Origin of the sequence: Pseudomonas sp. YNh, assembly GCF_037993085.1 — a bacterium.
In the GTDB taxonomy this organism is placed as follows: Bacteria; Pseudomonadota; Gammaproteobacteria; order Pseudomonadales; family Pseudomonadaceae; genus Aquipseudomonas; species Aquipseudomonas putida.
This window is the reverse complement of record NZ_JBBMRJ010000005.1, coordinates 111,670-137,794: the sequence shown is the minus strand read 5'-3', so window position 1 is coordinate 137,794 and position 26,125 is coordinate 111,670. Positions and strand designations below refer to the sequence as shown.

At 64.0% G+C, this 26,125-nt stretch carries 23 protein-coding genes and 1 tRNA gene; 9 read left to right on the top strand and 15 right to left on the bottom strand.

What is annotated here, in order from left to right; all coding sequences use genetic code 11:
- Positions 1-135 precede the first annotated feature (135 nt).
- From WF331_RS06485 to WF331_RS06455, 7 genes are all read right to left on the bottom strand, one after another.
- Complete coding sequence (locus WF331_RS06485) at positions 136-1,104, bottom strand: Csu type fimbrial protein (protein ID WP_049274945.1); 969 nt, start codon at positions 1,102-1,104, stop codon at positions 136-138.
- Positions 1,101-3,398: a fimbria/pilus outer membrane usher protein gene (locus tag WF331_RS06480; protein ID WP_284363521.1), complete on the bottom strand. Its 2,298-nt coding sequence runs from the start codon at positions 3,396-3,398 to the stop codon at positions 1,101-1,103. The genes WF331_RS06485 and WF331_RS06480 overlap by 4 nt, the downstream gene beginning before the upstream one ends.
- A 108-nt stretch (positions 3,399-3,506) precedes the next feature.
- Positions 3,507-4,283, bottom strand: coding sequence for a fimbrial biogenesis chaperone (locus WF331_RS06475; protein ID WP_016500510.1), 777 nt, complete (start codon positions 4,281-4,283; stop codon positions 3,507-3,509).
- A 39-nt stretch (positions 4,284-4,322) separates the two neighbouring features.
- Positions 4,323-4,826, bottom strand: a complete 504-nt coding sequence (locus WF331_RS06470; protein WP_016500511.1) for a Csu type fimbrial protein — start codon at positions 4,824-4,826, stop codon at positions 4,323-4,325.
- Positions 4,827-4,829: 3 nt separating this feature from the next.
- Positions 4,830-5,363, bottom strand: a complete 534-nt coding sequence (locus WF331_RS06465; protein ID WP_016500512.1) for a Csu type fimbrial protein — start codon at positions 5,361-5,363, stop codon at positions 4,830-4,832.
- Positions 5,364-5,381: 18 nt separating this feature from the next.
- Positions 5,382-5,918 (bottom strand): Csu type fimbrial protein, encoded by a 537-nt coding sequence (locus tag WF331_RS06460; protein WP_016500513.1) that lies wholly within the window; start codon positions 5,916-5,918, stop codon positions 5,382-5,384.
- A 30-nt stretch (positions 5,919-5,948) separates the two neighbouring features.
- On the bottom strand, positions 5,949-6,476 hold the full coding sequence (locus WF331_RS06455) for a Csu type fimbrial protein (protein WP_041167793.1): 528 nt from the start codon (positions 6,474-6,476) through the stop codon (positions 5,949-5,951).
- Positions 6,477-6,744: 268 nt separating this feature from the next.
- On the opposite strand from WF331_RS06455, the gene WF331_RS06450 reads away from it, so the two are divergent.
- The 3 genes from WF331_RS06450 to WF331_RS06440 are packed head-to-tail and all read left to right on the top strand — an operon-like array spanning position 6,745 to position 11,869.
- Positions 6,745-8,991, top strand: a complete 2,247-nt coding sequence (locus WF331_RS06450; protein ID WP_284363517.1) for an ATP-binding protein — start codon at positions 6,745-6,747, stop codon at positions 8,989-8,991.
- A gap of 15 nt (positions 8,992-9,006) precedes the next feature.
- Positions 9,007-9,468: a response regulator gene (locus WF331_RS06445; protein WP_016500516.1), complete on the top strand. Its 462-nt coding sequence runs from the start codon at positions 9,007-9,009 to the stop codon at positions 9,466-9,468.
- Between the two features lie 13 nt (positions 9,469-9,481).
- Entirely contained in the window at positions 9,482-11,869 is a 2,388-nt protein-coding gene (locus WF331_RS06440) for a response regulator (protein ID WP_016500517.1), read from the top strand.
- A gap of 144 nt (positions 11,870-12,013) precedes the next feature.
- On the opposite strand, the gene WF331_RS06435 is transcribed toward WF331_RS06440, so the two are convergent.
- A tRNA-Gln gene (locus tag WF331_RS06435) sits at positions 12,014-12,088 on the bottom strand.
- A gap of 260 nt (positions 12,089-12,348) precedes the next feature.
- Between WF331_RS06435 and WF331_RS06430 the strand changes: the two genes are divergently transcribed.
- Both WF331_RS06430 and zapE read left to right on the top strand, forming a co-directional pair.
- Positions 12,349-12,591: a hypothetical protein gene (locus WF331_RS06430; RefSeq protein ID WP_012271609.1), complete on the top strand. Its 243-nt coding sequence runs from the start codon at positions 12,349-12,351 to the stop codon at positions 12,589-12,591.
- 126 nt (positions 12,592-12,717) lie between these two features.
- Positions 12,718-13,788 (top strand): cell division protein ZapE, encoded by a 1,071-nt coding sequence (gene zapE / locus WF331_RS06425; RefSeq protein WP_340622740.1) that lies wholly within the window; start codon positions 12,718-12,720, stop codon positions 13,786-13,788.
- A gap of 127 nt (positions 13,789-13,915) precedes the next feature.
- Here the strand turns inward: zapE and WF331_RS06420 are convergent, their stop codons facing one another.
- Positions 13,916-15,805, bottom strand: a complete 1,890-nt coding sequence (locus WF331_RS06420) for a propionyl-CoA synthetase (protein ID WP_340622739.1) — start codon at positions 15,803-15,805, stop codon at positions 13,916-13,918.
- A 179-nt stretch (positions 15,806-15,984) separates the two neighbouring features.
- Here WF331_RS06420 and WF331_RS06415 point away from each other — a divergent pair, with 179 nt between their 5' ends.
- A complete protein-coding gene (locus WF331_RS06415; RefSeq protein WP_016500520.1) occupies positions 15,985-16,851 on the top strand; it encodes a LysR family transcriptional regulator in 867 nt (288 codons plus the stop codon).
- Here the strand turns inward: WF331_RS06415 and WF331_RS06410 are convergent.
- From WF331_RS06410 to WF331_RS06390, 5 genes are all read right to left on the bottom strand, one after another.
- Entirely contained in the window at positions 16,825-17,979 is a 1,155-nt protein-coding gene (locus WF331_RS06410) for an HPP family protein (RefSeq protein ID WP_340622738.1), read from the bottom strand. The two genes, WF331_RS06415 and WF331_RS06410, sit on opposite strands and share 27 nt — an antisense overlap.
- Positions 17,980-18,262: 283 nt before the next feature.
- Positions 18,263-19,582: an ATP-binding protein gene (locus tag WF331_RS06405; protein ID WP_016500522.1), complete on the bottom strand. Its 1,320-nt coding sequence runs from the start codon at positions 19,580-19,582 to the stop codon at positions 18,263-18,265.
- Entirely contained in the window at positions 19,579-20,247 is a 669-nt protein-coding gene (locus WF331_RS06400; RefSeq protein ID WP_016500523.1) for a response regulator transcription factor, read from the bottom strand. Before WF331_RS06400 ends, WF331_RS06405 begins: the two co-directional genes overlap by 4 nt.
- Positions 20,248-20,562, bottom strand: coding sequence for a PepSY domain-containing protein (locus WF331_RS06395; RefSeq protein WP_016500524.1), 315 nt, complete (start codon positions 20,560-20,562; stop codon positions 20,248-20,250). It lies immediately after the preceding gene.
- Positions 20,562-20,870 (bottom strand): PepSY domain-containing protein, encoded by a 309-nt coding sequence (locus WF331_RS06390; protein ID WP_016500525.1) that lies wholly within the window; start codon positions 20,868-20,870, stop codon positions 20,562-20,564. Before WF331_RS06390 ends, WF331_RS06395 begins: the two co-directional genes overlap by 1 nt.
- Before the next feature lie 237 nt (positions 20,871-21,107).
- Between WF331_RS06390 and WF331_RS06385 the strand changes: the two genes are divergently transcribed.
- Both WF331_RS06385 and queD read left to right on the top strand, forming a co-directional pair.
- Positions 21,108-22,187: a patatin-like phospholipase family protein gene (locus WF331_RS06385; RefSeq protein WP_016500526.1), complete on the top strand. Its 1,080-nt coding sequence runs from the start codon at positions 21,108-21,110 to the stop codon at positions 22,185-22,187.
- A 54-nt stretch (positions 22,188-22,241) separates the two neighbouring features.
- Positions 22,242-22,598, top strand: coding sequence for a 6-carboxytetrahydropterin synthase QueD (gene queD / locus WF331_RS06380; RefSeq protein WP_012271598.1), 357 nt, complete (start codon positions 22,242-22,244; stop codon positions 22,596-22,598).
- A 10-nt stretch (positions 22,599-22,608) separates the two neighbouring features.
- Here queD and WF331_RS06375 read toward each other — a convergent pair whose 3' ends face one another.
- Complete coding sequence (locus WF331_RS06375; protein WP_151326450.1) at positions 22,609-23,091, bottom strand: DUF1289 domain-containing protein; 483 nt, start codon at positions 23,089-23,091, stop codon at positions 22,609-22,611.
- A gap of 406 nt (positions 23,092-23,497) precedes the next feature.
- Between WF331_RS06375 and acnB the strand changes: the two genes are divergently transcribed.
- The gene (gene acnB / locus WF331_RS06370; RefSeq protein ID WP_041167795.1) at positions 23,498-26,107 is read left to right on the top strand and encodes a bifunctional aconitate hydratase 2/2-methylisocitrate dehydratase; all 2,610 of its coding nucleotides are present in this window, start codon (positions 23,498-23,500) and stop codon (positions 26,105-26,107) included.
- Positions 26,108-26,125: the final 18 nt, after the last annotated feature.

Below are 26,125 nucleotides of genomic sequence, written 5' to 3'. Positions count from 1 at the left end.
GCGGCCTTGTGCCGCGAATGGGCCGCATAGCGGCCCCGGCAATCTGTGCTGGGTCTGCCATCTTGGGGCTGCTGCGCAGCCCTCTCGCGACACAAGGCCGCTCCTACAGGGGACCATGGAAGGGATGGGGTTCAGTCAAAACTGCACATCCAGTATCACGCTGTCAGAGTAGGTTGCTGCCGGCGGCGTAGCCTGGTCGGTATAGACCTTGGCGTTGTAGTTGAACACCTGGCTACCCGTGCCGGTACCCGCACCGGGGTTTACGTCGGCATCCGTGCTGGAACGCCTGGCCGCCCCCGATGAGCCCCAACGCACCACTCCTGCACTCTTGAAAATGTCATAGGCCAGGTAGTTGTTGGCCGACGACTTCATCCGTCGCCGCCCGCCCGACACGTTCTGCCCGTCATCCAGCCCCACCGTGTAGTTGCTGCCCTTGGTGCACGACACGTTTATGCCCTGGCTCACCGTGCCAAACCCTGCCACCACAGGCGCACTGGCGAAGCTGATGTTGGGTGTGGTGATCTGGCAATCGTTGGTCACCGTCAGGGTCACCGTCAGCGGCTTGGTGCCCGTGCCTTGGTCAGTCCCGATACAGATGCCGCCTAACCCAATCCCATCGCAGTACTTCCAGGTCCACTCGACATTGAGGGTTTCCTGATACAGCCCCGCCGCAACGTTGGCGTTGATTTGAGTGCGCATGTAGATCGGCACGGCTTTGGGCGTACCGTTGAGCAGCCCCAGCAAGTCGAGGATGCCGGTGGTCCTGAATTCGAAGCCCGTACCGCGCGTGATCGGATAGGTAGTGGTGGCGTCGGCATACAGCGTGTAAGGGATGACATCTCCGGTGGGCCCTACCAGGCCGTTGGTGGCCGAGGTGATCTTCACCACGAATGAATCGGTACTACTCAGCACACTAAGCACCGAGCCGTTGCACTGCAAACCCGAGTTGGCACTGGAAGCCGTCTGCACCGTGGTTCGTACCTGGGTCGAGTTGAGCGAGCCAAATGCCGCTGCCGAAGTCGCCACTGACGTGCACTTGGCCCAGGCCGGGCCCGCACAAAGCAGCACGGCGCACGCCCATACCCCGCCCCACCCGGCCTTCATTTGCACACCAAGGGGCCGACCAAGGGGATCGAGCCTTGGGCCTCAGGCAGATCGAACGCCACCTCGCAATGCCCACCACCCTCCAGCTCCACCAGCAGGCGGTTGTGGGCCGCCAGGTTTTCCAGATACACCAGGCCATCCCAGCCCACCACGGCCTGGCTGCCACTTTCTTCATGAGTGACACGGCTGCCCAGCTTGAGCACTTGCTGGTTGCCATCCACCAGTTCGATGCTGGCCGCCATTACGCGTTTGAGCGGGAACTCCAGCAAGTAGCCGCTACCCCGGCGCACGGCCACACGCTGCTCCACGTCCCCTGCAAGGATGTCCGGCGGCAGGTCCATGGGGTCGATCTCGTACTTGCCGCGGTAATAGCCACTGCTGTACGGCACCAGCAAGTGCCCCTTGGCATCCGTGCGGCCGACATCCTGGTTTTCGTAGCGCACCGGCACATCGGCGTAACCACCGGTACTGACCACCACGAAGGCATCGTCGATGCGGTTGGCGGCGAATACGCCGGCATCCATCCACACCAGCGAGCCACTGGCGTCGGCCCAGCGGGTCATCGCGCCGCTGCTGCCATACACACCGGCCTGCAACTGCACCGACTGCAAGCGCCAGGTGACGTCGGCCTGGCGGTAGGCATCGCGGTCGCTGCCTGCGGCATAGCCCAGGTTGTAACCAACACCGCCACCTACCGGCACGGCGTGGCTGTAGTTGACCCTTTGCAGGCTCTCGCCTTCCTTGCTGCGCTCCATGCCCAGGGCCAGGGTGCCGTGCAGGTCGAACGGGATCACCAGTTGCGCCTGCACGGCCCACTGGCTGTCACCCACCTCACGGTTGGCAGACAGGTACACACTGCTGCTGCCCCACAGCGGCCTGCTGTAGCTCAGGTTGATCAGCCGGGTACGCGTGCCATCACCGGCGCGCACATCGAAGTAACCGGCACCGATGCTGCCGTATTCGTTCAGGTTGAGGCTAAGCGTGACCTGTTCGCTGCTTTTGCTCAGTTGCATGTCCGGGGAGTCCACCCGGGTCAGGTCGGCGTAGTCGCCGTGGCGTTGCAGGCGCTGGTAACTGAAGCCGATGCGCTGGCTGTTGTACTGGTAACCCAGGGCGACCTGGTGGCCCTTGTCGCCGTCGAACCGGCTTTGCGCCAGGGCGGCGTTGAGCACGCCGAAGTTGCCCAGGCGCATGTTGCCGCCCAAGCCGCCCAGCATCAGCGATTCGGCAGTTTCGGCGTGGGTTTCCAGGGTGAACATGTCGCTGAGGCCATAGCGCAGGCTGCCCGAGGCAACGCCGGGGCCATAACTGAAATCGCGCACCGCGTAATCACGGCGCAGGCTACCGGCGGCCACCGAGTAATCGGACAGGCCCTGCTGCAGCAGGCTGCTGGTGACATAGAACGGCAAGGTGGTCGACACCTGCCGGCCAAGGGCATCAGTGGTGACCACCACCGCCTCCCCGGCGCCGTTGATGAACGGCACGTTGGTCAGGGTGTACGGCCCAGGCTGCAGCTCGGTGGTGCTGGACTTGAAACCGTTGATGAACAGGTCGAGCGAGGTCGGCACCGCGGCTTCGCCGGCGAACGCCGGTAACGGGTAAGTGACCAAATCGGGGCGTGCAGCGAAGTCGCGTGACACTTGCAGGCCGCCCACCCGCACCGAACTGCTCCAGGGCAAGGCACCGGTCACGAAGTCACCGGCTTCGTAGGTGAGCAGGCGCTGCTCGTCGGTGAAGCGCCAGGTGGTGTCGTAACGCATGAAGCCCTGGCGGGTATCGTCCGCCTGTGCGCCATTGAATGACTGGCGCCATTGCCCGGTACTGGAGAACGTCCCCCAACTGTCGAACAGGCGCAGCTCGTTCCAGGCGGCCAGGTAGGTGCCGCCCTCATCGGTGTCGTTCAGATACAGGTCATAGTTGAACAAGGCGCCGAAACTGCTGCGCGCATCGCTGGCCGGGTACAGGTTGCGATCACCCACTTGCTGGTCTGGCAACCAGGCCGGCGGCACCTGCAGCAGCAGGCGCTGGTTCTGGCTGTCGTAGTCGGTGTGCAGCCCCGTGAAGCTTTCCAGGGCCACCTCGCCTTGGGGATTGCCCGGCAACGAGATACCGGCTGCCCGCAACACGTCGCTGCCCAGGTACAACTGCCCGGCCCGCTGCTGCACCGGCACCAGTTCAGCCCTGGGCATCTGGTTCACCACCAGGTCCAGGTACAGGGTAGCGTCGGCGATGGCGGACATCTCCGTGGGCGGCGGGGGCAGGTCGTCGGCCAGCGCCAGCACAGGGCTGGTCATGACCAGCCCCAGGCACCAGCGGCGCGTCGTCGCCGAGAGCCATTTCACACACGGTTTCCAACCATTGCCGGGTCCTCCCTGGCCCCTGCACTGCATACAGTCGTTGACTCATTGGCCCTGGCGGATGGCGTCCGCCGCGCTCTGGCCGTTGACCCTGCCCTTCAGCACGCTGCCGCTGGTGGAGGCGACGGGAGCAGGCCAGCGCATGCTGGCGCCCGGCAACACATAACCCAGCAGGCCTTCAGCCAGTGGCTTGCTCTGGCTGCCTTGCTGCACCACCACATCGGTCAGCCGCGCATGCACGGGGCCTGTGTTGCGCATTTCCACGTAAGGTTTGCCCTGCACCGTCACCGGCCGCCAGCTGAGCTGCGGCATGCCCACACCTTCGGCATTGCGTTTGCCTTCAGGGTCGGCCTTGCCCAACAGCCCCTCGCCATAGACGAACAGCGGCACCGAATAACGCATCTGCAAACGGATGGCCGCAGTAGCGCCGGGCTCGGCCTTGTCGACCGGGATGGCGGGCGGGATCTCGTCGATGATGATGCGGTAGGCCTGCTCCTGGCCGGCAGGTGAAGGGCCGGTACGGGTCAAGCGGATCAGCTGCTTCTGCCCGGGGGCAATGTTGGCCACCGGCGGGCTGCCGATGATCTCGCGCTGCGCCTGGAACTGTTCCTGGTAATCACCCTGGCGCCAGGCGAATACCCGTACCTGCAAATTGGCCGGCTCAGTGCCGCGGTTTTCCAGCCACAGTGCACCGGCCTTCTGGTCGGCCTCCAGCACCGGGTCGATCGGCCAGATCAGCACCGAGGTGGCCGCCCCGGCCGGCAGGCTTGCCAGCCACAACAATCCGATCAATCCACGCGCCCACTTCGCGCCTGCCCGCATGCAGCTCTCCTTAGACACTTGTCTTTGGTGCGCTGGCCTTCACCAGGTCACCGTCACTTGCACCACATCGGTGTAGGTCCCTGCCGGCAGCACGCCGGTCAGCTGGACTCGCCCGTACACCGGCAGCTTGATCGCCGTCGGGTCGGAATAGCTCACGGCCACGCTCTGGCCGATCCCCAAGACCTGGCTGTACGCCGCGTCCCGGTATAACTGGTAAGCCAGCACTTGCGTGCCGCTGGTACGTTTCAGGTTGCGTGTGCCACTGGCACTGTTCTGCCCGCCGTCCACGCTCATGCTCATGGCCACGCCCGGCGTGCACTGGAAGGTCACTGTCGAGCCACCCAGCGAGGTGCTGAGCAACGCTTTGGACAGTGCCGACTGCGAGCCATAATCGAGCGTGCCGTAACTGGTGACACCGCCCACCACCAGGCACCCGGCGACAATCTGCGCCGTTACCGTGAAGGTACTGGTGGTCACCGCCCCCAACGGGGCAGCCAACAGCATGCCGATTCCGGTCAGCCCACCAGCCAGCCAGCCGCGCATGGCTCAGAACGACAGTTCGACCGAAATCGTGTCGCTGTAGACCCCTGCAGGCAGGCCCGCCTTGCCCACGGCCTTGCCGTAAAGGTTGACGGTCTGGGCCACGCCAGTGCTGGTCGGCAGGGTGATGGTGCCATCGATGGCCAGCAGCGTCGTGCGCCCGGTGTCGGTGTACAGGTCATACGGCACAAAGTTGCCGGAACCATCGGCGAGCGCACGCGTGCCACCGCTCGACTGGCCGTCATGCAGGCCTGCGCGCACTTTGATCGCAGGCACCGTACCCGCCGAACACAAGATACTCATGGCACCGCCCCCGCCTCCCAGCACCTGGGCATTGGCAGTGACGAACAAGGCATCCTGGGTACCGAAGTTCAAGGCACCGAAGTTGAGCCCCGACGTGCCAGAACTCCCATTTACCTGGCACGCCGAGATCAGCGTCAGGGTCGAATTGATGCTGCCGGTCACCGTGGCAGCCTGGGCCTGGGAAGCCAAGGCCAGGCCCAGGCCTGCGAGCATGCAGCATGAAAGGTTCGTTCGCATCGGGGTCTCCTTGCGTAGTTACCAGTCCAGGGTCACTCTGAGGGTGTCGCGGTAAAGCCCGGCCGGCAGTGCGCGCGGTTGCGCCACCACCACACCGTAAATGGGGATCGGTACTTGCTGGGTGCTGTTGATGGTGAAGGCACGCGCCTGGCCGATGGCGTAGCGGCTGTTGCCGCCCGGGTCGACCGCCAGCTGATAAGGGATCAGTTCCCGGCCGTTGCTCAGCCGGCGCACGCCGTCGTCGCCATTCAGGCCGCCATTGATCCGCACATTGAAGGCCCTTACTTCGGGCGTGCAGCTGATCTGCAGGGAGCCCGCGCCGCCCGCTTCGTCAACCCGGCTGCGCAGCGGCTGGTCCCAGTTCGGGCCACGCTCGCCAAAGTCCAGCAGCCCCGGGTTGCCCAGCACAGCCGGTTGCGTGTCGTCGCTGCTGATCTGGCAGGCTGCGCTGATCACCAACCGCGCCTGGATGAAGCCGGTGGTGCTGCCATGCGCCGCACCACCAGGAACCAGCAACGGGCCCAGGGTAAGCAGCAGGATCGAAGTGCGGTTCATGGCGTGGCGTCCTTGTGCATGGTGGCGTCCCTACCAGGTGACCGTGACTTTGAGCAGGTCGGCGTAAACCCCTGCATTCGGCACCCAGGCCAGTTTGTCGATGCGAGCGTACAACGGCAGCTCGACCGAGCCGCTGCTCGGTACCCTTGCCGACTGGGCGACCCCTACCGCCAGAGGCTCACGCCAGGCTGCGTCGCGGTACAAGCGATAAGGGATGGGCCTAGCCGTGTGGTCGTCGCTGGCCAGGTAGCGCAGCTCGCCGACGCCACCATGCTGGCCGCCATCGACGCGCACCTGATAAGGGGTGTCCGGGTTGCACTCAAGGCGCGGTGGGCGCTGGCTTAGCAGAACGCCGCTCAACGGTGCGCCGGGGCCGTCCAGGCGTGCCGCCGTGCCCAGATCGATGCGTCCGAGGGCCTGGGCTCCCGCGTCGCGGGTCTGGTTGACCAGCATGCAACCGCGCTGCACCAGCACACGCACTTCCACGAGAAAATCCGCTGCCACGGTACTGCCGCTGAACAACAGGCCCAACAACGCGGCCATTAAGCGCTCCGTCACCTTTTTATCCTTGTCGAAACGTCCTGAACAAAGCGTAGCAGCGAGGCAGTGCAACCGTGGTGGCCCCAAGCCGTTTTTTGGTATTAGCGATAAAGCGATAGCGCCCCGTTAAAAAAAGCCGGAGCAGCGCAGAACCCCAGGCCACCTCCGTGTCTCCAATGGCCGAGGGCCGGTAAATGTGCCCGGTTTCTGGTAGGGTAAAGCACGTTCCTCCAGCGCCGGGCGCCAATGCCATACATGGACGGACATGACAGGAGCGTTTTCATTGATGACTGCAGACACCACGCTGGCAGAAGCCATGGAGCGCTGTGCCCGGGAACCGATCCACGTGCCGAGCAGCATCCAGCCCCACGGTTTCCTGCTGGTGCTGGACGCCACCGACCTGTGCGTGCTGCAGGCCAGTGAAAACGTCGAGCACTGGCTGGGCTTGCCAGCCCGTGAACTGATCGGTTGCCCCTTCGCCAGCCTGGTCAGCGACGGTTTTGACCTGCACGCGCAGCTCGCAAGGCTGCCCGAAGATGAGGTCTTCCCCTTCCACATCGGTGACGTGCGCTTGCGCCAAAGTGCGCCGTACAGCACCCCGCTGCATTTGCTGGTGCACGGCCACGACGAAGTACTGATTGCCGAATTCGAACCCCCTCGGCTGTCGCCGGAACTGACCGGGCAAGGTGACTATTACCCGCTCGTGCGCAGCTTTGTCGGCAGCCTGCAACTGGCCAGCAGCCTCGAAGACCTGCTGCAGCAAACGGTGCTGCAGCTCAAGCGCATCACCGGTTTTGGCCGGGTCAAGGCGTACCGTTTCGATGCCGAGGGCAACGGCCAGGTGCTGGCCGAGTCCGCCGACCCAGGCTACCCCGCTTACCTGGGCCTGTGCTTCCCGGCTGCAGACATCCCGCGCCAGGCGCGCGAACTGTACCGGGTCAACCGCATCCGCGTGATCGAGGATGCCAACTACCAGCCCTCGCCCCTGCTACCGGTCATCAACCCGCGCACCGGCAAGGCACTGGACATGAGTTTTGCCGCACTGCGCAGTGTGTCGCCGGTGCACCTGCAGTACATGCGCAATATGGGCACACTCGCTTCGATGTCGCTGTCGATCGTGGTCGACGGTGAGCTGTGGGGGCTGATTTCCTGCCACCACCAACAGCCACGTGCGGTGGACCTGCGTACCCGCACGGCCTGCGAGTTGCTGGCCAGTGTGCTGTCGCTGCAGATCGAGTCCCGCGAGTCCCACGCCAGCACGCGCAAGCTGCTGGCGTTGCGCCAACACATCGTGCGCATGATCTCGTCAATGGCCGACCACGACAGCGTCAGTGACGGCCTGCGCGACCTGCCCCAGGTGTTGCTGGCCTTTGCCGGCGCCCAAGGCGCCGCAGTTATCTCGGCCGAACGCTGTGACCTGATCGGCCAGACCCCGCCTGAAGCCCAGGTGACCGCGCTGGTGCACTGGCTTGGCCAGCGCGGCGAAGACACGGTGTTCCACAGTGACAACGTGCGCCGCGACATCACTGACCTGCCCGAGCTGGCCACCCACGCCGGTGGTGTGCTGGCGGTGGCCATCTCGCAGATCCATTCGCACTACCTGCTGTGGTTCCGGCCCGAACAGGTGCGCACGGTGAACTGGGCGGGCCAGCCGACCAAGCAGGTCGGGCCGCAGGGCAACCTCGACCCACGGCACAGTTTCGAACGCTGGCAGGAAGAGCTGCGCGGCTATAGCGAGCCTTGGGACCCGTTAGTGATCGACGGCGTGCTGGAACTGCGCACCGCCGTGCTTGGCATAGTCCTGCGCAAAGCCGAAGAACTGGCACAGCTGGCGGGTGACTTGCGCCGTTCGAACAAGGAGCTCGAAGCGTTTTCCTACAGTGTTTCCCACGACCTGCGTGCGCCTCTGCGGCACATCGCCGGCTATACCGAACTGCTGGGTGAAATGGAAGGCCAGGGCTTGACCGAGCGCGGCAAGCGGTTCTTGCAGCACATTGGTGAAGCCGCGCACTTTGCCGGCAGCCTGGTCGACAACCTGCTCAACTTCTCGCAGATGGGCCGCTCTGCCTTGCGCCTGTCCGACGTAGACCTTAACGCGCTGGTCGAGGCCATTCGCAGCGAACTGGCCCCCGATTACGAAGGCCGCGCAATCGTTTGGGACATCGCTCCGCTGCCCAAGGTGATCGGCGACCCGGCGTTCATCAACATGGCCTTGCACAACCTGATCGCCAATGCCATCAAGTACACACGCGGCCGTACGCCTGCCCACATCGGCATCAGTGCCGTGGAGCATCCTGGCGAAACCGAGATCTGCATCCGCGACAATGGCGTGGGCTTCGACATGGCCTATGCCAACAAGCTGTTCGGCGTATTCCAGCGCCTGCACCGCATGGAAGATTTCGAGGGCACAGGGATTGGCCTGGCAAGCGTGCGCCGCATCATCGAGCGCCATGACGGCCGGGTCTGGGCCGAAGGCCAGATCGACCAGGGCGCCAGCTTCCACTTCACCCTCCCCCGAAACACTGCTACATGAGGCACCGCTACCATCATGCTCAAACCCATCCTGCTGGTCGAAGACAACCCCCGGGACCTGGAACTTACCCTGCTGGCCCTGGAGCGCAGCCAGTTGGCCAACGAGGTCATCGTGCTGCGCGACGGCGCCGAGGCACTTGACTACTTGCTGCGCCGCAACACCTATGCCGACCGCGACGACGGCAACCCCGCCGTCTTGCTGCTGGACCTGAAGCTGCCCAAGGTCGACGGCCTTGAAGTGCTCAGGGCAGTACGCGCCACCGCCGAACTGCGCAGCATCCCGACGGTGATGCTGACCTCCTCGCGGGAGGAGCCCGACCTGTTGCGCGCCTATGAACTCGGGGTCAACGCCTACGTGGTCAAGCCGGTGGAATTCAAGGAATTCGTCGCCGCCATCTCTGACCTCGGGGTATTCTGGGCAGTGCTTAACGAACCGCCACCCGGCTCACTGCGGCTGAATCGTCGCGGTAGCAACTGAGGCCGCCGCAACGATGCAGCAAACGCCGTTGAAACTACTGATGGTCGAAGACAGCTCGATGGACGCCGAGCTTACCCTGATGCGTCTGGAGCGCAGCGGGCTGCATGTGCAGTCCCAGCTGGTATTCGACCATGTGGGTGTCGACCATGCCCTGCGCGAGGCCCGCTACGACCTGATCCTGTGCGACTGCGTGCTGCCGGGGTCGTCTGGCACCGAGGTGCTGGCCATTGCCCAACGCCTGGCACCGGACGTTCCGTTCATCTTCCTCTCCGGCATCTACGGCGAAGAGCACGCGGTGGAAATGATCCGCCTGGGCGCCACCGACTATGTGCTGAAGAAGAACCTGCCACTGCTGCCCAAGGCGGTACGCCGGGCGCTGACCGAAGTGCAGGAACGCCAGCGCCGGCGCCGCGCCGAAGAGGCTCTGATCGACGTCGAGGCGCGGGCACGTATCGCCATCGACGCCGCCGGCATGGGCACCTGGGACCTGCGCCCGCAGGAAGGCCTGCTGCTGTGGGACGACCGCTGCAAGACCTTGTTCGGCCTGCCTACCAGCACCGAAATGAGCCTTGAGGTATTCCTCGGTGGCATCTACCCCGATGACCTGCCAATGGTGCGTGAGGCGGTGGAATACGCCATGCGCCCGGAAAGCGGCGGCCGCTACCGCGTCGAATTTCGCATCGCGCAACCCAACGGCCTGGAGCCGCGCTGGTTGCTCAGCAGCGGCCAGAGCCAGTTCGTCGATGGCCAGTGCGTGCGCTTTTCCGGCGTGCTGCAGGACATCCACACCCAGCGCCTGGCCACACAGGCGCTGCGTCAGCTCAACGAGATGCTGGGGGAGAGGGTCGAACGCCGCACCCGCGAACGCGACCGTGCCTGGGAGCTGTCGCAGGACCTGCTGGCGGTGCTGAACAAGGACCTGACCCCAGTTGCACTCAACCCCGCCTGGGAAGCCAGCCTGGGCTTCTCCCGCGAGCGCCTGAGCCAGTCGTCGTTGCTGCATCTGCTGCCCGAAGCCGACCAGGAACTACTGCTGACCGAACTGGCTGCCCTCGCCCATGGCCGTACCAGCGTACGTTTCGTCGGCCGCATCCTGCATGCCGGCGGCCAGCAGCGCTGGCTATCGTGGGTGGTGGTGCCGGAAGACACGCTGCTGTATGTGGTGGCACGCGACATCACCAGCGAGCGCGAAGCCGCCCTGGGCCTGGCAGAAGCCAACGCCCGCCTGCGCGAACAGATCAACGAACGCGAGCGCATCGAGGCGGCGCTGCAGCAGATGCAGCGGCTCGAAGCCGTCGGTCAGCTGACCGCTGGCGTGGCCCACGACTTCAACAACCTGTTGACGGTGATCCTTACCGGCGCCAGCTTTCTTGAGCGCGACCTGGCCAAGGCCAACCTGGACAAGGCCCGTACGCGCCTCACCCACATCCGTGAGGCGGGCGAGCGTGGCGCCAAGCTGACCTCGCAGCTGCTGGCATTTTCCCGCCGCCAGCGCCTGGAGCCGGTAGCGCTCAACCTCAACCAGACCCTGGCCGGCCTGGAAGAGCTGTTGCGCCGCACACTGGGTGGCAACGTCTCGGTGCGCCTGGACCTGGACCAGGCCCTGTGGCACGCACTGACCGACCCCACCCAGACCGAGATGATCATCCTCAACCTGGCGATCAATGCCCGCGATGCCATGCCTGACGGCGGCCAGCTGACCCTGACCACCCGCAACACCCGCATTGACAACCGCCCGCAACGCCCGGAAGACCCGGACCCGGGCGAGTACGTGATGCTGAGCATCCGCGATACCGGCTGCGGCATGAGCGAAGACGTGCTGGCCAAGGTGTTCGAGCCGTTCTTTACCACCAAGGACATCGGCAAGGGCTCGGGCCTGGGCCTGGCCCAGGTGTTCGGCTTCGCCAAGCAGTCCGGGGGTGGTGTACGCATCGATACCTCCCCGGGCCGCGGCACGCAGGTGGCGGTGTACTTGCCCGCCGTAAAGGACCAGATCGTGAGCGAGCCGGTGATCCCGCCGCTCGGCCAGCCGGTCAGCGACAGCGGCCGCAACCGCACGGTGTTGCTGGTGGATGATGACCATCTGGTGCGGGACTTGCTTGGCGATGTGTTGCGCCAATATGGCTACCAGGTGCGACAGGCGCACAGCGGCGAACAGGCGTTGGCCTTGCTGGACGACGAGATCGACCTGCTGCTTACCGATTTCGCCATGCCCGAGTTCAACGGCGCGCAACTGGCGCTGGCGGCACGCGAACGGTACCCGCGCCTGCCGGTGGTGTTCCTGACTGGCTATGCGGAGTTGCAGGGGCTGGAGTTGCCGGGCAGCGTGGTGGTTCAGAAACCGGCGCAAGCGGATGAACTCGCCAGGGTGCTGAACGAGATGCTGGGCATTGCCGGGTAATTCGGGAAAGCACAAACCTTGGCAGGAGCGGCCCGGCAAGGCCGCTCCTGCAAGAATCGTGTGACGGAATTAAAAATACGGAAACGACAAAACCCAGCGCTTATCTTTCTAAGCACCGGGCGATATACGTTTGAAACTGGAAAATGGCAGGGGCGGCTGGATTCGAACCAACGCATGGCAGGATCAAAACCTGCTGCCTTACCGCTTGGCGACGCCCCTGTATCGGATGCAGCATTCGCTGCTCTGACAATTCCAACTGGGTGACAACTGGGTTGTTGTCTTGGAATGCGCGGCACTTTAACAACAAAGTTTTCATCTGTGAACCCCCTGATGAAAAAAAATTGTCAAAAAACAGCGGGTTAGTCATTTCGGCGGTTTGTGCAGTGACCATCCGTCGCTTTCCCCCCGCTTCGCTTCAACACAATCGCATTCCTCCCTTCCAATCTATTGAGCCAATTGCATTGACCAAGGAGGACCCCATGCCTGTCTCTCACGACCTGTACCAGGACCTGCACTACCCTCGCGAAATCGTCCAGCAGCGCCGCCAGCAGGACAAAGCGCTGGATCGGCTGCTGGACGAGTACATGGACATCGACAACCAGGTGCTAGCCGCCGAATCGATCTCGGCGGGCAACTTCGTTGACGAAGACCTGCGCCACCTCAAGGAGCGCCGCCTGGCGGTGAAATACATGATCGAGCGCCAACTGGAACGTAAAGCCTAGGCAATGCAGGTGTGCAGCCAGACCTATCGCATCAGGTGATCATTGCCGATCACTTTCTGTATTAGTCAAAATGGCTGCCCTCGGGCAAGCTGCGCGCTGCCCCGTCATCGCCAAGGAGCTTTGCTTTTGTCTGCCTGGATCCCTGCCCCACTGCGCCAGCTTGGCCAGCGCCTGCGCGGCGCCACCGCCAACCAGAGCGAACTGCTCGACTGGTTCGAGGACAAAGCCCGAAACCGCGGTTACCAGCTGAGTGACGGCCAGCGACGGGTGATCCACTGCATGGCCGAACAACTGGCACTGCTCGAACAAGGGCAGCCACGCAGCCTGTACCTGTACGGTTCGGTGGGGCGCGGCAAGAGCTGGCTGCTGGACGGGTTCTTCCAGGCGGTGCCGGTTGAAGCAAAGCGCCGCCTGCACTTTCATGATTTTTTTGCCCGCCTGCACCAGGGCATGCACCGCCACCGGGCGCTGGACGATGCGCTGGGCGCAACCCTCGACGAACTGGTGGGTGGCTGCCAGGTGTTGTGCTTCGACGAATTCCACGTGCATGACATCGGCGATGCCATGCTGCTTACTCGCCTGTTCAACGCCCTGTTCGCCCGCGGCGTGTTCCTGCTGGTGACCTCCAACTACGCGCCCGAAGGGCTGCTGCCCAACCCGCTGTACCACGAGCGTTTCCTGCCGGTGATCCGCCTGATCAACGGGCGCATGCAGGTTCTGGAAGTGGGTGGCGACACCGATTTTCGCAGCTTGCCGGCCAACCGCGAGCACCAGCGGTTTACCCAAGGCCACTATGTATGGCCGGGGACGGCAGCGCAGCGCCAGGTACTTGGCGTGCCGGACGAGCAGCCGGTAATGCTTGAAGTGAACAAACGCCCGCTGCGCGCACTGGCCATCGATGGCCGGCGGGTGGTGCTTGGCTTTGACGACTTGTGCGAAAAGGCCACGGCGGTGATCGACTACCTGGTGCTGGCGCAGGAGTACGATGAATGGATCATCGATGGGCTGGATGACCTGGCGCAGTGTTCGCTGGCGGCGCAGCAGCGCTTCGTCAACCTGGTGGATGTGCTGTATGACCAGGACCGACAGGTGACAGTGGTTGGTAAACGGCCGCTGGAAGAGAGCCTGGGCGGGCCGCTTGCCGACCTGATGCGGACCCGCAGCCGGTTGGGGCAACTGCACCAGATCGCCCCGTAGCACTGCATCGCCTGAACGGGCCTCTTCGCGGGTAAACCCGCTCCCACAGGTGCAACACAGTTATCAAGACCTGTGACATACCTGTGGGAGCGGGTTTACCCGCGAAGAGGCCAGTAATGTCAAAGCATCAACCCGCCCTGGGCAAATCCGCCAGCACCGCCTCGATTTCCCCCAGCACCGCCGGGTCATCCAGGGTCGAAGGCGGTACATAGTCCTGCCCGTCGGCAATCTTGCGCAGCACCGCGCGCAAGATTTTCCCCGAGCGGGTCTTGGGCAGCCGCTTCACCAGCCGAACCCGGTTGAAACAGGCCAGCGGGCCAATCGCTTCGCGCACGCTGCCCACCAGGTCTACCAGCAACTGCGCCTCGGCAATGCCCTCGCCGTCCTTGAGCACAACGAGCGCCAACGGCACTTGCCCCTTGATTTCATCGTGCACGCCAATCACCGCACACTCGGCCACCGCCGGGTGGCAGGCCACCAGGTCCTCCATTTCGCCCGTGGACAGCCGGTGGCCAGAGACATTGATCACGTCATCCGTGCGCCCCATGATGTAGACGAAACCGTCATCATCCAGAAAGCCGCCGTCACCCGTATGGTAATACCCGGGGTAAGTGCGCAGGTAAGCCTGCAAATAACGCTCGTGATCGCCCCACAGGGTCTGGCTGCACCCAGGCGGCAATGGCAAGGCAATGACGATCGAGCCCTGGTGGTTGGGGCCCAGCAAATGGCCCTCGTCATCCACCACACGTACGTGATAGCCCGGAACCGCCCGGTTGCTTGAACCCGGTTTCGCCGCACTGCCGTCCAGCCCCACGCAGGGCGCGGTGACCGGCCAGCCGGTTTCAGTCTGCCACCAGTGGTCGTGCACCGGCTTGCCACTGACCCGCTCCAGCCATTCATGGGTGCTGGAATCGAGCTTCTCACCCGCCAGGAACAGTTGGCGCAGCGAGCTGAGGTCGTGCTTGCGGATCAGCTCGCCCTCCGGGTCTTCCTTGCGGATGGCACGCATGGCGGTGGGCGCACAGAACAGCGCGTTGACCTTGTATTGTTCCACCACCCGCCAGTAGGCCGAGGCGTCCGGCGTGCGGATCGGTTTGCCTTCGTAGAACACTGTGGTGCAGCCGCTCATCAGCGGCCCATAGACGATCAGCGAATGGCCGACCACCCACCCCACATCGGAAATGCCCCACCACACGTCCCCGGCCTGCATGCCGTAGATATGGCGCATGGCATAGCACAGCGCCACGGCATTGCCGCCATTTTCGCGGACGATGCCCTTGGGTTTGCCGGTGGTGCCAGAGGTGTACATGATGTACAGCGGGTCGCCCGCATCCAGCTCGACCGGTGCCACCGGCTGGGCGCCGACCAAGGCTACCTGCCAGTCCAGGTCGCGGCCTGGCTGCAGCTGCGCCTGCGCCTGCGGCCGTTGCAGCACCAGCACATTGCGCGGCTGGTGGCGGGCCAGTTGCAGGGCGCGGTCGACCAGCGGCTTGTAGGCAATCACCTTGTCGAATTCCAGCCCGCAGGATGCCGTCAGCAGCAGCGTGGGCCGGGCGTCATCGATGCGCAGGGCCAGCTCGTTGGCGGCAAAGCCGCCGAACACCACCGAATGCACCGCGCCAATCCGCGCGCAGGCCAGCATGGCCATGGCCGCTTGCGGCACCATGGGCATGTAGATGATCACCCCATCGCCCTTTTCCACCCCCAGCTGGCGCAGCAAACCGGCCAGGCGCGCCACTTCGTCGCGCAAGTGGTTGTAGGTGTAGGCCTGCTGCACGCCGGCGACCGGCGAATCGTAGATCAGCGCCACCTGCTCGCCACGGCCCAGCTCGATCTGGTGGTCGAGGGCCAGGTAGCAACTGTTCAGACGGCCATCGGCGAACCAGCGGTGGGTACCGTCGGCATTGTCTTGCAGGGTCAGGGCAGGCTTGCGGTGCCAGGCCAGGTGCGCGGCCTGTTCCGCCCAGAAAGCGGCAGGGTCGGAAATGGAATGGGCGTAGCTGTGCTGGTAGCTCATATCGAAGGGAACCCGGTACTTGTTGTTATTGAAGGGCGAAACCTGAGTATGGACCGCTACACCCGCGCCGCCATGGGACTAAAGTCACAACCGACCTGCAAATTTGCAGACAACGCAAAAGCGCCCCATAACGGTGCAAAGCCTCTAGAATAGGCCACCCTTCAGCCACCGAGCAGCCCATGGATATCGATCAGGCCCGAACCTTCCTGGAAATCGTGCGTTGCGGCAGCCTGGTCGCCGCCGCCGAACGCCTGTTCGTGTCACAGACGGCAATTACCGCCCGGGTGCAGCGCCTGGAGCAGCAACTGGGCTGCCAGCTATTTGTGCGCAGCCGCAACGGCGCCAGCCTGACCAGCGACGGTGAAGCATTCGTCAGTTACGCCAACCAGCTGGTACAAACCTGGGAAGCGGCGCGGCGCGACCTGCCGCTGCCCGAGGGCTGCCAGCAAGTGCTGCATGTGGGGGGAGAAGTGAGCCTGGGCAACCCGATGATGCTTGACTGGATCAGTGCCCTGCACCGTGAGCTGCCCAGCCATGCCATCCGCAGCGAGGTAAGCGACGGCGAGTCGCTGCTGCGCAAGGTCGAGATGGGTTTGCTGGACGCTGCGCTGGTGTATCAGCCGACCTACGGTCCAGGCCTGCAGGTGGAACAGTTGATGGAAGAAAAGCTGATCCGCGTGCGCCGGGTGGACCAGCCAGAGCCTTACATCTACATCGACTGGGGCGAGGCCTTCCGCCGCCAGCACGATGCCGCCCTGCCCGACTGCGCCCGCCCGGCGCTCAGTTTCAACCTGGGCCCCCTGGCCTTGCAGTTCATTCTCGATCAGGGCGGCAGCGGTTACTTCCGCACGCGCGTGGTGCAGGCGTACCTGGACAGCGGCGTGTTCGAGCGGGTACCGCAGGCGCCGGAATTCACCTACCCGACCTTCCTGGTGTACCCACGCAAACGCGACAGCGAAGCCCTGCAACAGGCCTTCGTCATCCTGCGCCAGCTGGTAGCCGCCGGCGCCAGCGACTGGTCACAACGCTGGGACCCGGTTATCTGAAGCCTCGGCGTTGCTGAGCAGCTGGCGCTTGAGGCCAGCGATCAGGTCGGTCTGGGTGATTACCCCCACCAGCTTGCCGGTATCGAGCACCGGCAGGCAATGCAGGCCCTGCTCGCACAACAACGGCAACAGGCGCTCCAGCGGATGCTGGCTACTGACACTGACCACCCGGCGGCTCATCACCTGCTCCATGCGTACCGCTTTGCGGCCGAACAGCCCGCGCCAGCTGAAGCGGCCACGCTGCATGGCCGGGCCAACCAGGTCGCTGAGGCTGACGATGCCCACCAGCTTGCCCTGCTGCAATACCGGCAGGGTTTTCAGGTGGTGGCTGGCCAGCATTTTCCAGGCCTGCTCAAGGGTGGTTTCGGGCGTGGCGAACTGCACATCGCGCGACATCACCGAACCCGCGGTAATACCGCCAAGGCTGCGCTGCAGGGCGTGCTGCTCGGTGGCGAGGATGATGCGTTCCAGCTCGTCACGGGTGACGTCGACGAACTCACCCAGCTCTTCTAGGGCCTGATCCAGGTCCTCGCCACGGATGCCGACCCGCTCACTGGGCAGGGGGTCGTGGGTATGGTGCACATCGTTGCGCGGCACTACGCCTTTCGGGTAGCGCACACCGGTCAGGCGATTGTAGAGCACCGCCACGCTCACCAGGATCAGCGCGTTGAGCAGAATGGGCTCAAGCAGGTGATCACCCATGACGGTCAGCCCCGAATCAGCCAGCACTGCGCTCACTGCCACCCCGCCACCCGGCGGGTGCAGGCAGCGCAGCAGGCACATCACCAGGATCGAGACGCCCAGGGCCGCTGCGGCCACCCACAGCTCCGGGCCGAAGCCCTGGCGCATGGCCAGGCCGACCGCGCCGGCCAGCGCGTAGCTGCCCAGCACTGGCCAAGGTTGGGCCAACGGGCCGGAATGCACGGCGAACACCAGCACTGCCGTGGCCGCCAGCGGGCCCAGCAGGTGCAAGGCGATGCCGGGGCCATAGGCCATGCTGGTCAGCCAGCCAGCGAGGAACAGACCGAGCAACGCACCGATACCGGCACGCAACCATTCTTTTGGAGAGGTATTCAGGGGCGCCGGCAACAGGCGCTGCAGGCGGTTTTCGGAACGCGAGGCAGGCATTGGGTAATCGGGGTCTTTGGTTTTTTCTGATTAAAAAGAAAGCCCAGCCGAGCTGGCCTGGGCCTCGTATTGCGCGTGCAATACCACAAGGGGCTCCTTCCATGGAGAGATGGAAACCGCAGGGTTTCTTGGGGGGATTTTGCCGGGCGGGGGGGCATTTGGGCCAATTCAAAAAACTGCGGCTGTACTGCAATTTTTTTGCAGTACTGATACGGCCTCGGCGGATTGGGCACACCTGTGGGAGCGGCCTCGTGTCGCGATGGGCCGCCTAGCGGCCCCGGCATTACCGAGCCTTGCGCGGCAGGTCGATGCTCACACGCAATCCTCCCAGCGGGCTCTGCTCCAAGGCCAGACGCCCGCCCCAGGCGTCGACGATATCACGCACGATACCCAACCCCAGCCCATGCCCGTCCACCTGCTCGTCCAGCCGCGAGCCCCGCTCCAGCACCTGCAGCCGTTGGTTCTCAGGGATGCCTGGGCCATCGTCATCGACCCACAGCTGGTAACCCCCGGCATTCGGCGCAATGCTCAGCCGCACCTCGCTGTCCGCCCACTTGCAGGCGTTGTCCAGCAGATTACCCAGCAGCTCCAGGAAGTCCTCGCGGTCCCACGGCAGCAGCAACCCGGGCGGCACGTCCCTGGCCAGTAGCAAGCCCTCTCCGTGAATCATGCCCAACGTGCTCAGCAACCCCGGTAGCTCGGCGTCGCAATCGAACTGCGCGCCAGGCAGCGCATCCCCTGCCAGGCGCGCACGGTTCAGCTCCCGCGCCAGCCGTTGCTGAATTTGCTCCAACTGCTCACGCATCTGCGCGCTTACCTCCGGCAGATCCTTCAGGCGCGCGCTGGAAGCCAGGTTCAATAGCACCGCCAGCGGGGTCTTGAGTGCATGCCCAAGGTTGCCCAAGGCATTGCGCGACCGCCGCAAGCTGTCTTCGGTATGGCTGAGCAAGTGGTTGATCTGCCCCACCAGCGGCGCCAACTCGCTGGGCACCTGCTCATCCAGCTGCGAGCGCTGGCCCTGCTGCAGCTGGGCGATCTGCTGGCGTGCCCGCTCAAGCGGGCGTAACGAGCGGGTAACCGTGATGCGCTGCAGCACGAGAACCAGAATCAGCGCAACAAGGCCCATGCCCAGGCCGATCTGCTGCATGCGCCGGAAACCTTCGCGCACCGGCGAATAGTCCTGTGCCACGCTGATCGAAATGTCCTGGCCCAGGCGCCGGTAGTCGGCGCGCAGGGCCAGCAGTTGCTGCCCTTCCGGGCCGAGTTCATGGCTATCGGAAAGCCCGGGCGCCGATGGTTTGGGCATGTCAAGGTCCCACAGCGAACGAGACCTCCAGGTGCCTTTGTCAAAATCGATGCGGAAGTAGTAACCGGAAAAAGGCCGTTGGTAGGCCGCCGAAATACGCCGCTCATCCAGCTGCAGGCCGGACGGCCCACGTACCAACGCCACCAGCAGGTTCTCGCTTTCCTTGCGCAGGCCGTTTTCCAGGTAGCGTTGCAGGCCAGCTTCGAACAGCCACAAGGTCAGTTGCGCCAGCACCACGCCGACCACCACCAGCACCGCCACCAGGCCCAGGCTCAGGCGCGCCTGGATCGACTTCACCCGGCGCTCCCGGCATAGATGTAGCCTTGCCCGCGACGGGTCTCGATCACGCTGCGGCCCAGCTTGCGCCGCAAGTGATTGACGTGCACTTCCAGCACGTTGGAGTCCCGCTCGGTTTCGCCGTCGTAAAGGTGTTCGGCCAGGTGGCTTTTGGACAGGATCTGCTGCGGGTGCAGCATGAAGTAACGCAGCAGCCGAAACTCGGCAGCGGTCAGTTGCACATCCATGCCGTCACGGCTCACACACTGACGGCTTTCATCCAGGTGCAGCCCCGCTGCCTCCAGTTTCGGCTGGTTGGCCAGGCCCCGGGCGCGGCGGAGCAATGCCTGGATACGCAATTGCAGCTCTTCCGGGTGGAACGGTTTGCTCAGGTAGTCATCAGCCCCGGCCTTCAGCCCCTCGATGCGCTCGGCCCACGAGCCGCGGGCGGTGAGGATCAGCACCGGCGTGACCAGGCCGGCAGCACGCCACTGGGCCAGCACATCCAGGCCCGGCAAGCCCGGCAGGCCAAGGTCGAGAATGATCAGGTCGTAGGGTTCGCTCTGGCCCTGGTAAACCGCGTCGCGGCCGTCGGCCAGCCAGTCCACGGCATAGCCCTGGCGCTGCAGGCCGGCGGTCAGCTCATCGGCCAGCGGTACATTGTCCTCGACAAGCAACAGGCGCATTCAGTCGTCTTCCTCGTCTTTGAGCAGGGCACCGGTGCTGGCATCGAGCTTGATCTCGCGTACCACACCTTCAACCGTCAGCAGTTCGACCTCATATTCGTAGCGATCGTCGTCTTCTTCCAGCTCGGCTTCCAGCAGGCGCGCCCCGGGGTGACGCCCCAGGGCGGTTTCCAGCAATTGCTCGAGCGGCAGGATGACGCCCTTCTGCCGCAGCTTCAGGGCTTCGTCCTGGTCAAGGTCGCGGGCTGCGGCCAGGGAGCACACGGCCAGCAGCGCCAGCGCGAGGTAGCGCGCCGGCCGCGGTAAGTGAATCATCAGTTGTCCCGCTCGTCCTTCAGCACTTCACCGGTCTTGGCGTCCAGCGCCACGTCCCACTCGACGTTCTGGGTGTCGCGCAACTCGACCTTGTAGATGTAGCGGCCGTACTCGTCCTCAAGCTCCGAGTCGGTGACGGTGGCGCCGGGGTGCTTGGCCACGGCGGTGGCTTTGAGATCATCCAGCGACTTGATGGTCTTGGCGTTGACCAGCTTGACCACTTCGTCAGGCTGTACATCCTTGGCGAAAGCGGCATTCGCGCCCAGGGCGAGGGCAGCGGCGGTGAACAGGGCAGTCAAGGTTTTCATCGTTCTTCTCTCCTGAGAACTGTGTAAGTTGTCTACGGGGTTAAGACTAACCACCGGTCCTTAATTCAACCTGAAAACAGCTGGCGCCATGATAGCGCAGTTACAACTCCAGGCAGGTTTGGTCTCCTGCAGGAGCAGCCCTGTGCTGCGAAAGGGCCCGTGCAGGCACAACAGTTGTGTAGTCTGTACGGGCCCTTTGCAGCACAAGGCTGCTCCTACAAGCCCAAGAGATCCGCCATGAGCGCCATCCACATCAAGTACCCTGCCCTCACCTTCAAGGCCGGTGACCGTGCCCTGCGGCTCATCCGCGAGCGCGGCCTGCAGGCGGCCGATGTCGGGGTGCTGCCAGGTGCGGCCGGTGGCCCGAAGCCGCTGGGTATCCAGGGCCTGGACCTGGCACTGTTCGGCGAGTGGCTGCCTTCGGCACCGCGCCCGCGCGCCCTGATTGGCGCTTCGATCGGTGCCTGGCGCTTCGCCAGCGCCTGCCTCGAAGACCCCATCGCGGGTCTGCGTCGCCTGGGCGAGTTGTACACCGAACTGGATTTCGCCAAGGGCGCCACCCCGGCCGAAATCAGCCACAGTTGCCAACGCATGCTCGACGACCTGCTGCAGGGCCGCGACGGCCAGCTGCTGGCCAACCCGCACTATCACCTGAATATCCTGGTAGTGAAAAGCCATGGCCAGCTAGCCCACGACCATCGCGGCCGCCTGGGCCTGGGCCTGGGCTCGGTGGTGGCCAGCAACCTGCTCGGCCGTTCGCGCCTGGCGCGCCACTTCGAGCGCATCATCCTGCACGACGTGCGCGCCACGCCGCCGCTCGACGCACTGACCGACTTCCCCTCACGCTACCTGCCGCTGGACCTGGCCAACCTGCGCCACGCCCTGCTGGCCTCGGGTTCGATCCCCATGGTCATGCAGGGTGTGAAAGACATCCCCGGCGTGGGCGCTGGCACCTACCGCGACGGCGGCCTGCTCGACTACCACCTCGACCTGCCCTACCGCGGCGACGACCTGGTGCTGTACCCGCACTTCACCGACAAGGTGGTACCGGGCTGGTTCGACAAAGCCTTGCCCTGGCGCAAAGGCGATGCCACCCGCCTGCAGAACGTGCTGCTGATGACCCCTTCGCCGCAGTACCTGGCCGCCCTGCCCTATGGCAAGCTGCCGGACCGCAACGACTTCAAGCGCTTCATGGGTGATGCGCCAGGCCGCAAGCGCTATTGGTACAAGGCTATCGCTGAAAGCCAGCGCCTGGGCGACGAGTTGCTGGAGCTGGTCGCCACCGGGCGGCTGCATGAACGCCTGCAAGCCTTGTAACGGCCATGCTGGTAGAATGCGCGCATTCATTGATTCACACAGAGTTATGACAGCGTGGAAATTTTCAAAGAGTTCACATTCGAATCGGCCCACCGCCTGCCCCACGTCCCTGAAGGGCACAAATGCGGCCGCCTGCATGGCCACTCGTTCAAGGTCGGCCTGCACCTGACCGGCCCGCTCGACCCGCACACTGGCTGGATCCGCGACTTCGCCGAGGTCAAGGCGATCTTCAAGCCGATCTACGAGCAACTGGACCACAACTACCTGAACGACATCCCGGGCCTTGAAAACCCCACCAGCGAAGTGATCGCCAAGTGGATCTGGGACCAGGTCAAGCCGCTGATGCCGGAACTGTCGAAAGTGCGCATCCACGAAACCTGCACCAGCGGTTGCGAATACACCGGCGACTGATCCGCCCGCGCTACTGGCCCTGCGTGCTGCCCATGGCATCGCGCAGGAAGCTGGGGGCGATGTAGCGCTGGTAATGCGCTTCTGAAAGCAGGAAGAACTCGCGATCGATGGCATCGCGCAATTGCGGCAGTTCCCAGTCGCGAAACTCCGGCAGCAGCACCATGCCGTAGGCCTCCAGGTCACGGATCATTCGCGCCCCGCGGGCAATCAGCTGGTAAGCCCAGCAATATTCCGACTGCTGCTCGACAAAACGGATGGAGCGCTGCTCCAGTTGCTGACGCAGCAGGCTTTTGTCGAACACCTCCAGCTTGGCCATCATCACCTGCACCAGCAACTGCTCAAGGCGCAGCCACACCGCGCGTTTTTGCGCGTCGTCGTAGCCGTTCCAGTTGATCACTTCGTGGTGGAAACGCTTGCAGCCACGGCACACCGTGTCTCCGTACACCGTGGAGCACAGGCCGACGCAAGGGGTCTTGATGGACTTGTTGGACATGAAAAACAACAGTTTGGCGGTGGAACACGGGCCCATGTTAGCCCTTTGTCTAACCAGGGTCACTCGTTAAAGTCATCTTCTGCGCCTTACTTTCGGGCTTTTTTTGCCGTAGAATCATCCGGCCTTTTCAAAGGCAACAATGTCCGTTGGAAGCTGTTTTCAAAGCGTCACGAGCACAGTTAATCCGGTAGAACGGCGTTGGCCCGGGCCATGCTTCCCTCGCATGCCCGCGCCAGCCCTCATCAGCTCCCCGTTCTGCAGGCGTAAAACTTTGAAAGCAGCTTCTGTAAGGATTCTTTGCGACTCTGGCTGGGCGGCCCACAAAGCCGTGGCAGCGCATGGGTGCATCGAATGCTGGATAAGCGTCCCGGACCCCCTTTAGGGACCACTGATGAGGGAAATAACTGTGCTTGAAGCCTACCGCAAACACATCGAAGAGCGTGCCGCCCTGGGTATCGTGCCCCAGCCGCTGAACGCCGAACAAACCGCAGGCCTGGTCGAGCTGCTGAAAAACCCGCCGGCCGGCGAAGAAGCCTTCCTCGTAGACCTGATCACCAACCGCGTACCGCCAGGGGTCGACGAAGCTGCCTACGTCAAGGCTGCTTTCCTCTCTGCTGTTGCCAAGGGCGAAACCCAGTCGCCTCTGATCGACCGCAAGCACGCCACCGAACTGCTCGGCACAATGCAGGGCGGCTATAACATCGAAACGCTGGTCGCACTGCTGGATGACGCCGAACTGGGCGCCGTCGCGGCCGAACAGCTCAAGCACACCCTGCTGATGTTCGATGCCTTCCACGACGTGGCCGAAAAAGCCAAGGCCGGCAACGCTCACGCCAAGGCCGTGCTGGACTCCTGGGCTGCCGGCGAGTGGTTCACCGCCCGCCCGGCCATCGCCGAGAAGTACACCCTGACCGTGTTCAAGGTGCCAGGCGAAACCAACACCGACGACCTGTCGCCTGCTCCGGACGCCTGGTCGCGCCCTGACATCCCGCTGCACGCCCTGGCCATGCTGAAAATGGCCCGCGACGGCATCGAGCCTCAGCAGCCTGGTTCGGTCGGCCCGCTGGCACAGATCGAAGCCGTCAAGGCCAAGGGCTTCCCGGTTGCCTATGTAGGTGACGTGGTAGGTACCGGTTCCTCGCGTAAATCCGCTACCAACTCGGTACTGTGGTTCTTCGGCGACGACATTCCGTACGTGCCGAACAAGCGCGCCGGTGGCTTCTGCTTCGGCACCAAGATCGCCCCGATCTTCTACAACACCATGGAAGACGCCGGCGCCCTGCCGATCGAGTTCGACTGCACCAACCTGGGCATGGGCGACGTCATCGACGTCTACCCGTACAAAGGTGAAGTACGCCGCCACGAAAGCGACGAGCTGGTCACCAACTTCGAGCTGAAAACCGAAGTGCTGCTGGACGAGGTCCGCGCTGGCGGCCGTATCCCGCTGATCGTTGGCCGTGGCCTGACCGAAAAAGCCCGCGCCGAGCTGGGCCTGGGTGCCTCCGACCTGTTCAAGAAACCAGAGCAGCCTGCCGACTCCGGCAAGGGCTTCACCCTGGCGCAGAAAATGGTCGGCCGTGCCTGTGGCCTGCCAGAAGGCCAGGGCGTGCGCCCAGGTGCCTACTGCGAGCCGAAGATGACCACCGTCGGTTCCCAGGACACCACTGGCCCGATGACCCGCGACGAGCTGAAAGACCTGGCGTGCCTGGGCTTCTCTGCCGACCTGGTCATGCAGTCGTTCTGCCACACCGCGGCTTATCCAAAGCCGATCGACGTCACCACCCACCACACCCTGCCAGACTTCATCCGCACCCGTGGCGGCGTGTCGCTGCGCCCAGGCGACGGCATCATCCACAGCTGGCTGAACCGCATGCTGATGCCTGACACCGTCGGTACCGGTGGCGACTCGCACACCCGCTTCCCGATCGGCATCTCGTTCCCGGCCGGTTCCGGCCTGGTGGCCTTCGCCGCCGCCACCGGCGTCATGCCGCTGGACATGCCAGAATCGATCCTGGTGCGCTTCAAGGGCAAACTGCAACCCGGCATCACCCTGCGTGACCTGGTGCATGCCATCCCTTACTACGCCATCCAGAAAGGCCTGCTGACCGTTGAGAAAAAAGGCAAGAAAAACGCCTTCTCCGGCCGCATCCTGGAAATCGAAGGCCTGGACGAACTGACCGTCGAGCAAGCTTTCGAGCTGTCCGATGCCTCGGCCGAGCGTTCCGCTGCCGGTTGCACCATCAAGCTGCCAGAGAAGGCCATTGCCGAGTACCTGACGTCCAACATCACCCTGCTGCGCTGGATGATCGGCGAAGGCTACGGCGATGCCCGCACCCTGGAGCGCCGCGCCCAGGCCATGGAAGCCTGGCTGGCCAACCCTGAGCTGCTGTCGGCTGACGCCGATGCCGAGTACGCTGAAATCATCGAAATCGACCTGGCCGACGTCAAAGAGCCTGTGCTCTGCGCGCCGAACGACCCGGACGATGCCCGCCTGCTGTCTTCGGTACAGGGCGAGAAGATCGACGAAGTGTTCATCGGTTCGTGCATGACCAACATCGGCCACTTCCGCGCTGCCGGCAAGCTGCTGGAGAAGGTCAAGGGTGGCATCCCTACCCGTCTGTGGCTGGCTCCGCCAACCAAGATGGATGCTCACCAGCTGACCGAAGAAGGCTACTACGGCATCTACGGCAAGGCCGGTGCGCGCATGGAAATGCCAGGCTGCTCGCTGTGCATGGGTAACCAGGCACGTGTGCAGACCGGTTCGACCGTGGTCTCCACCTCGACCCGTAACTTCCCGAACCGTCTGGGCGACGCGACCAACGTGTACCTGGCATCGGCCGAACTGGCTGCTGTCGCTTCGATCATCGGCAAGCTGCCGACCGTCGAAGAGTACATGCAGTACGCGAAAGACATCGACAGCATGGCTGCCGACGTCTACCGCTACCTGAGCTTCGACCAGATCGCCGAGTTCCGCGAAGCGGCAGCCAACGCCAAGATCCCGGTGGTTCAGGCTTAAGCTGAGTTACAGGCAGTA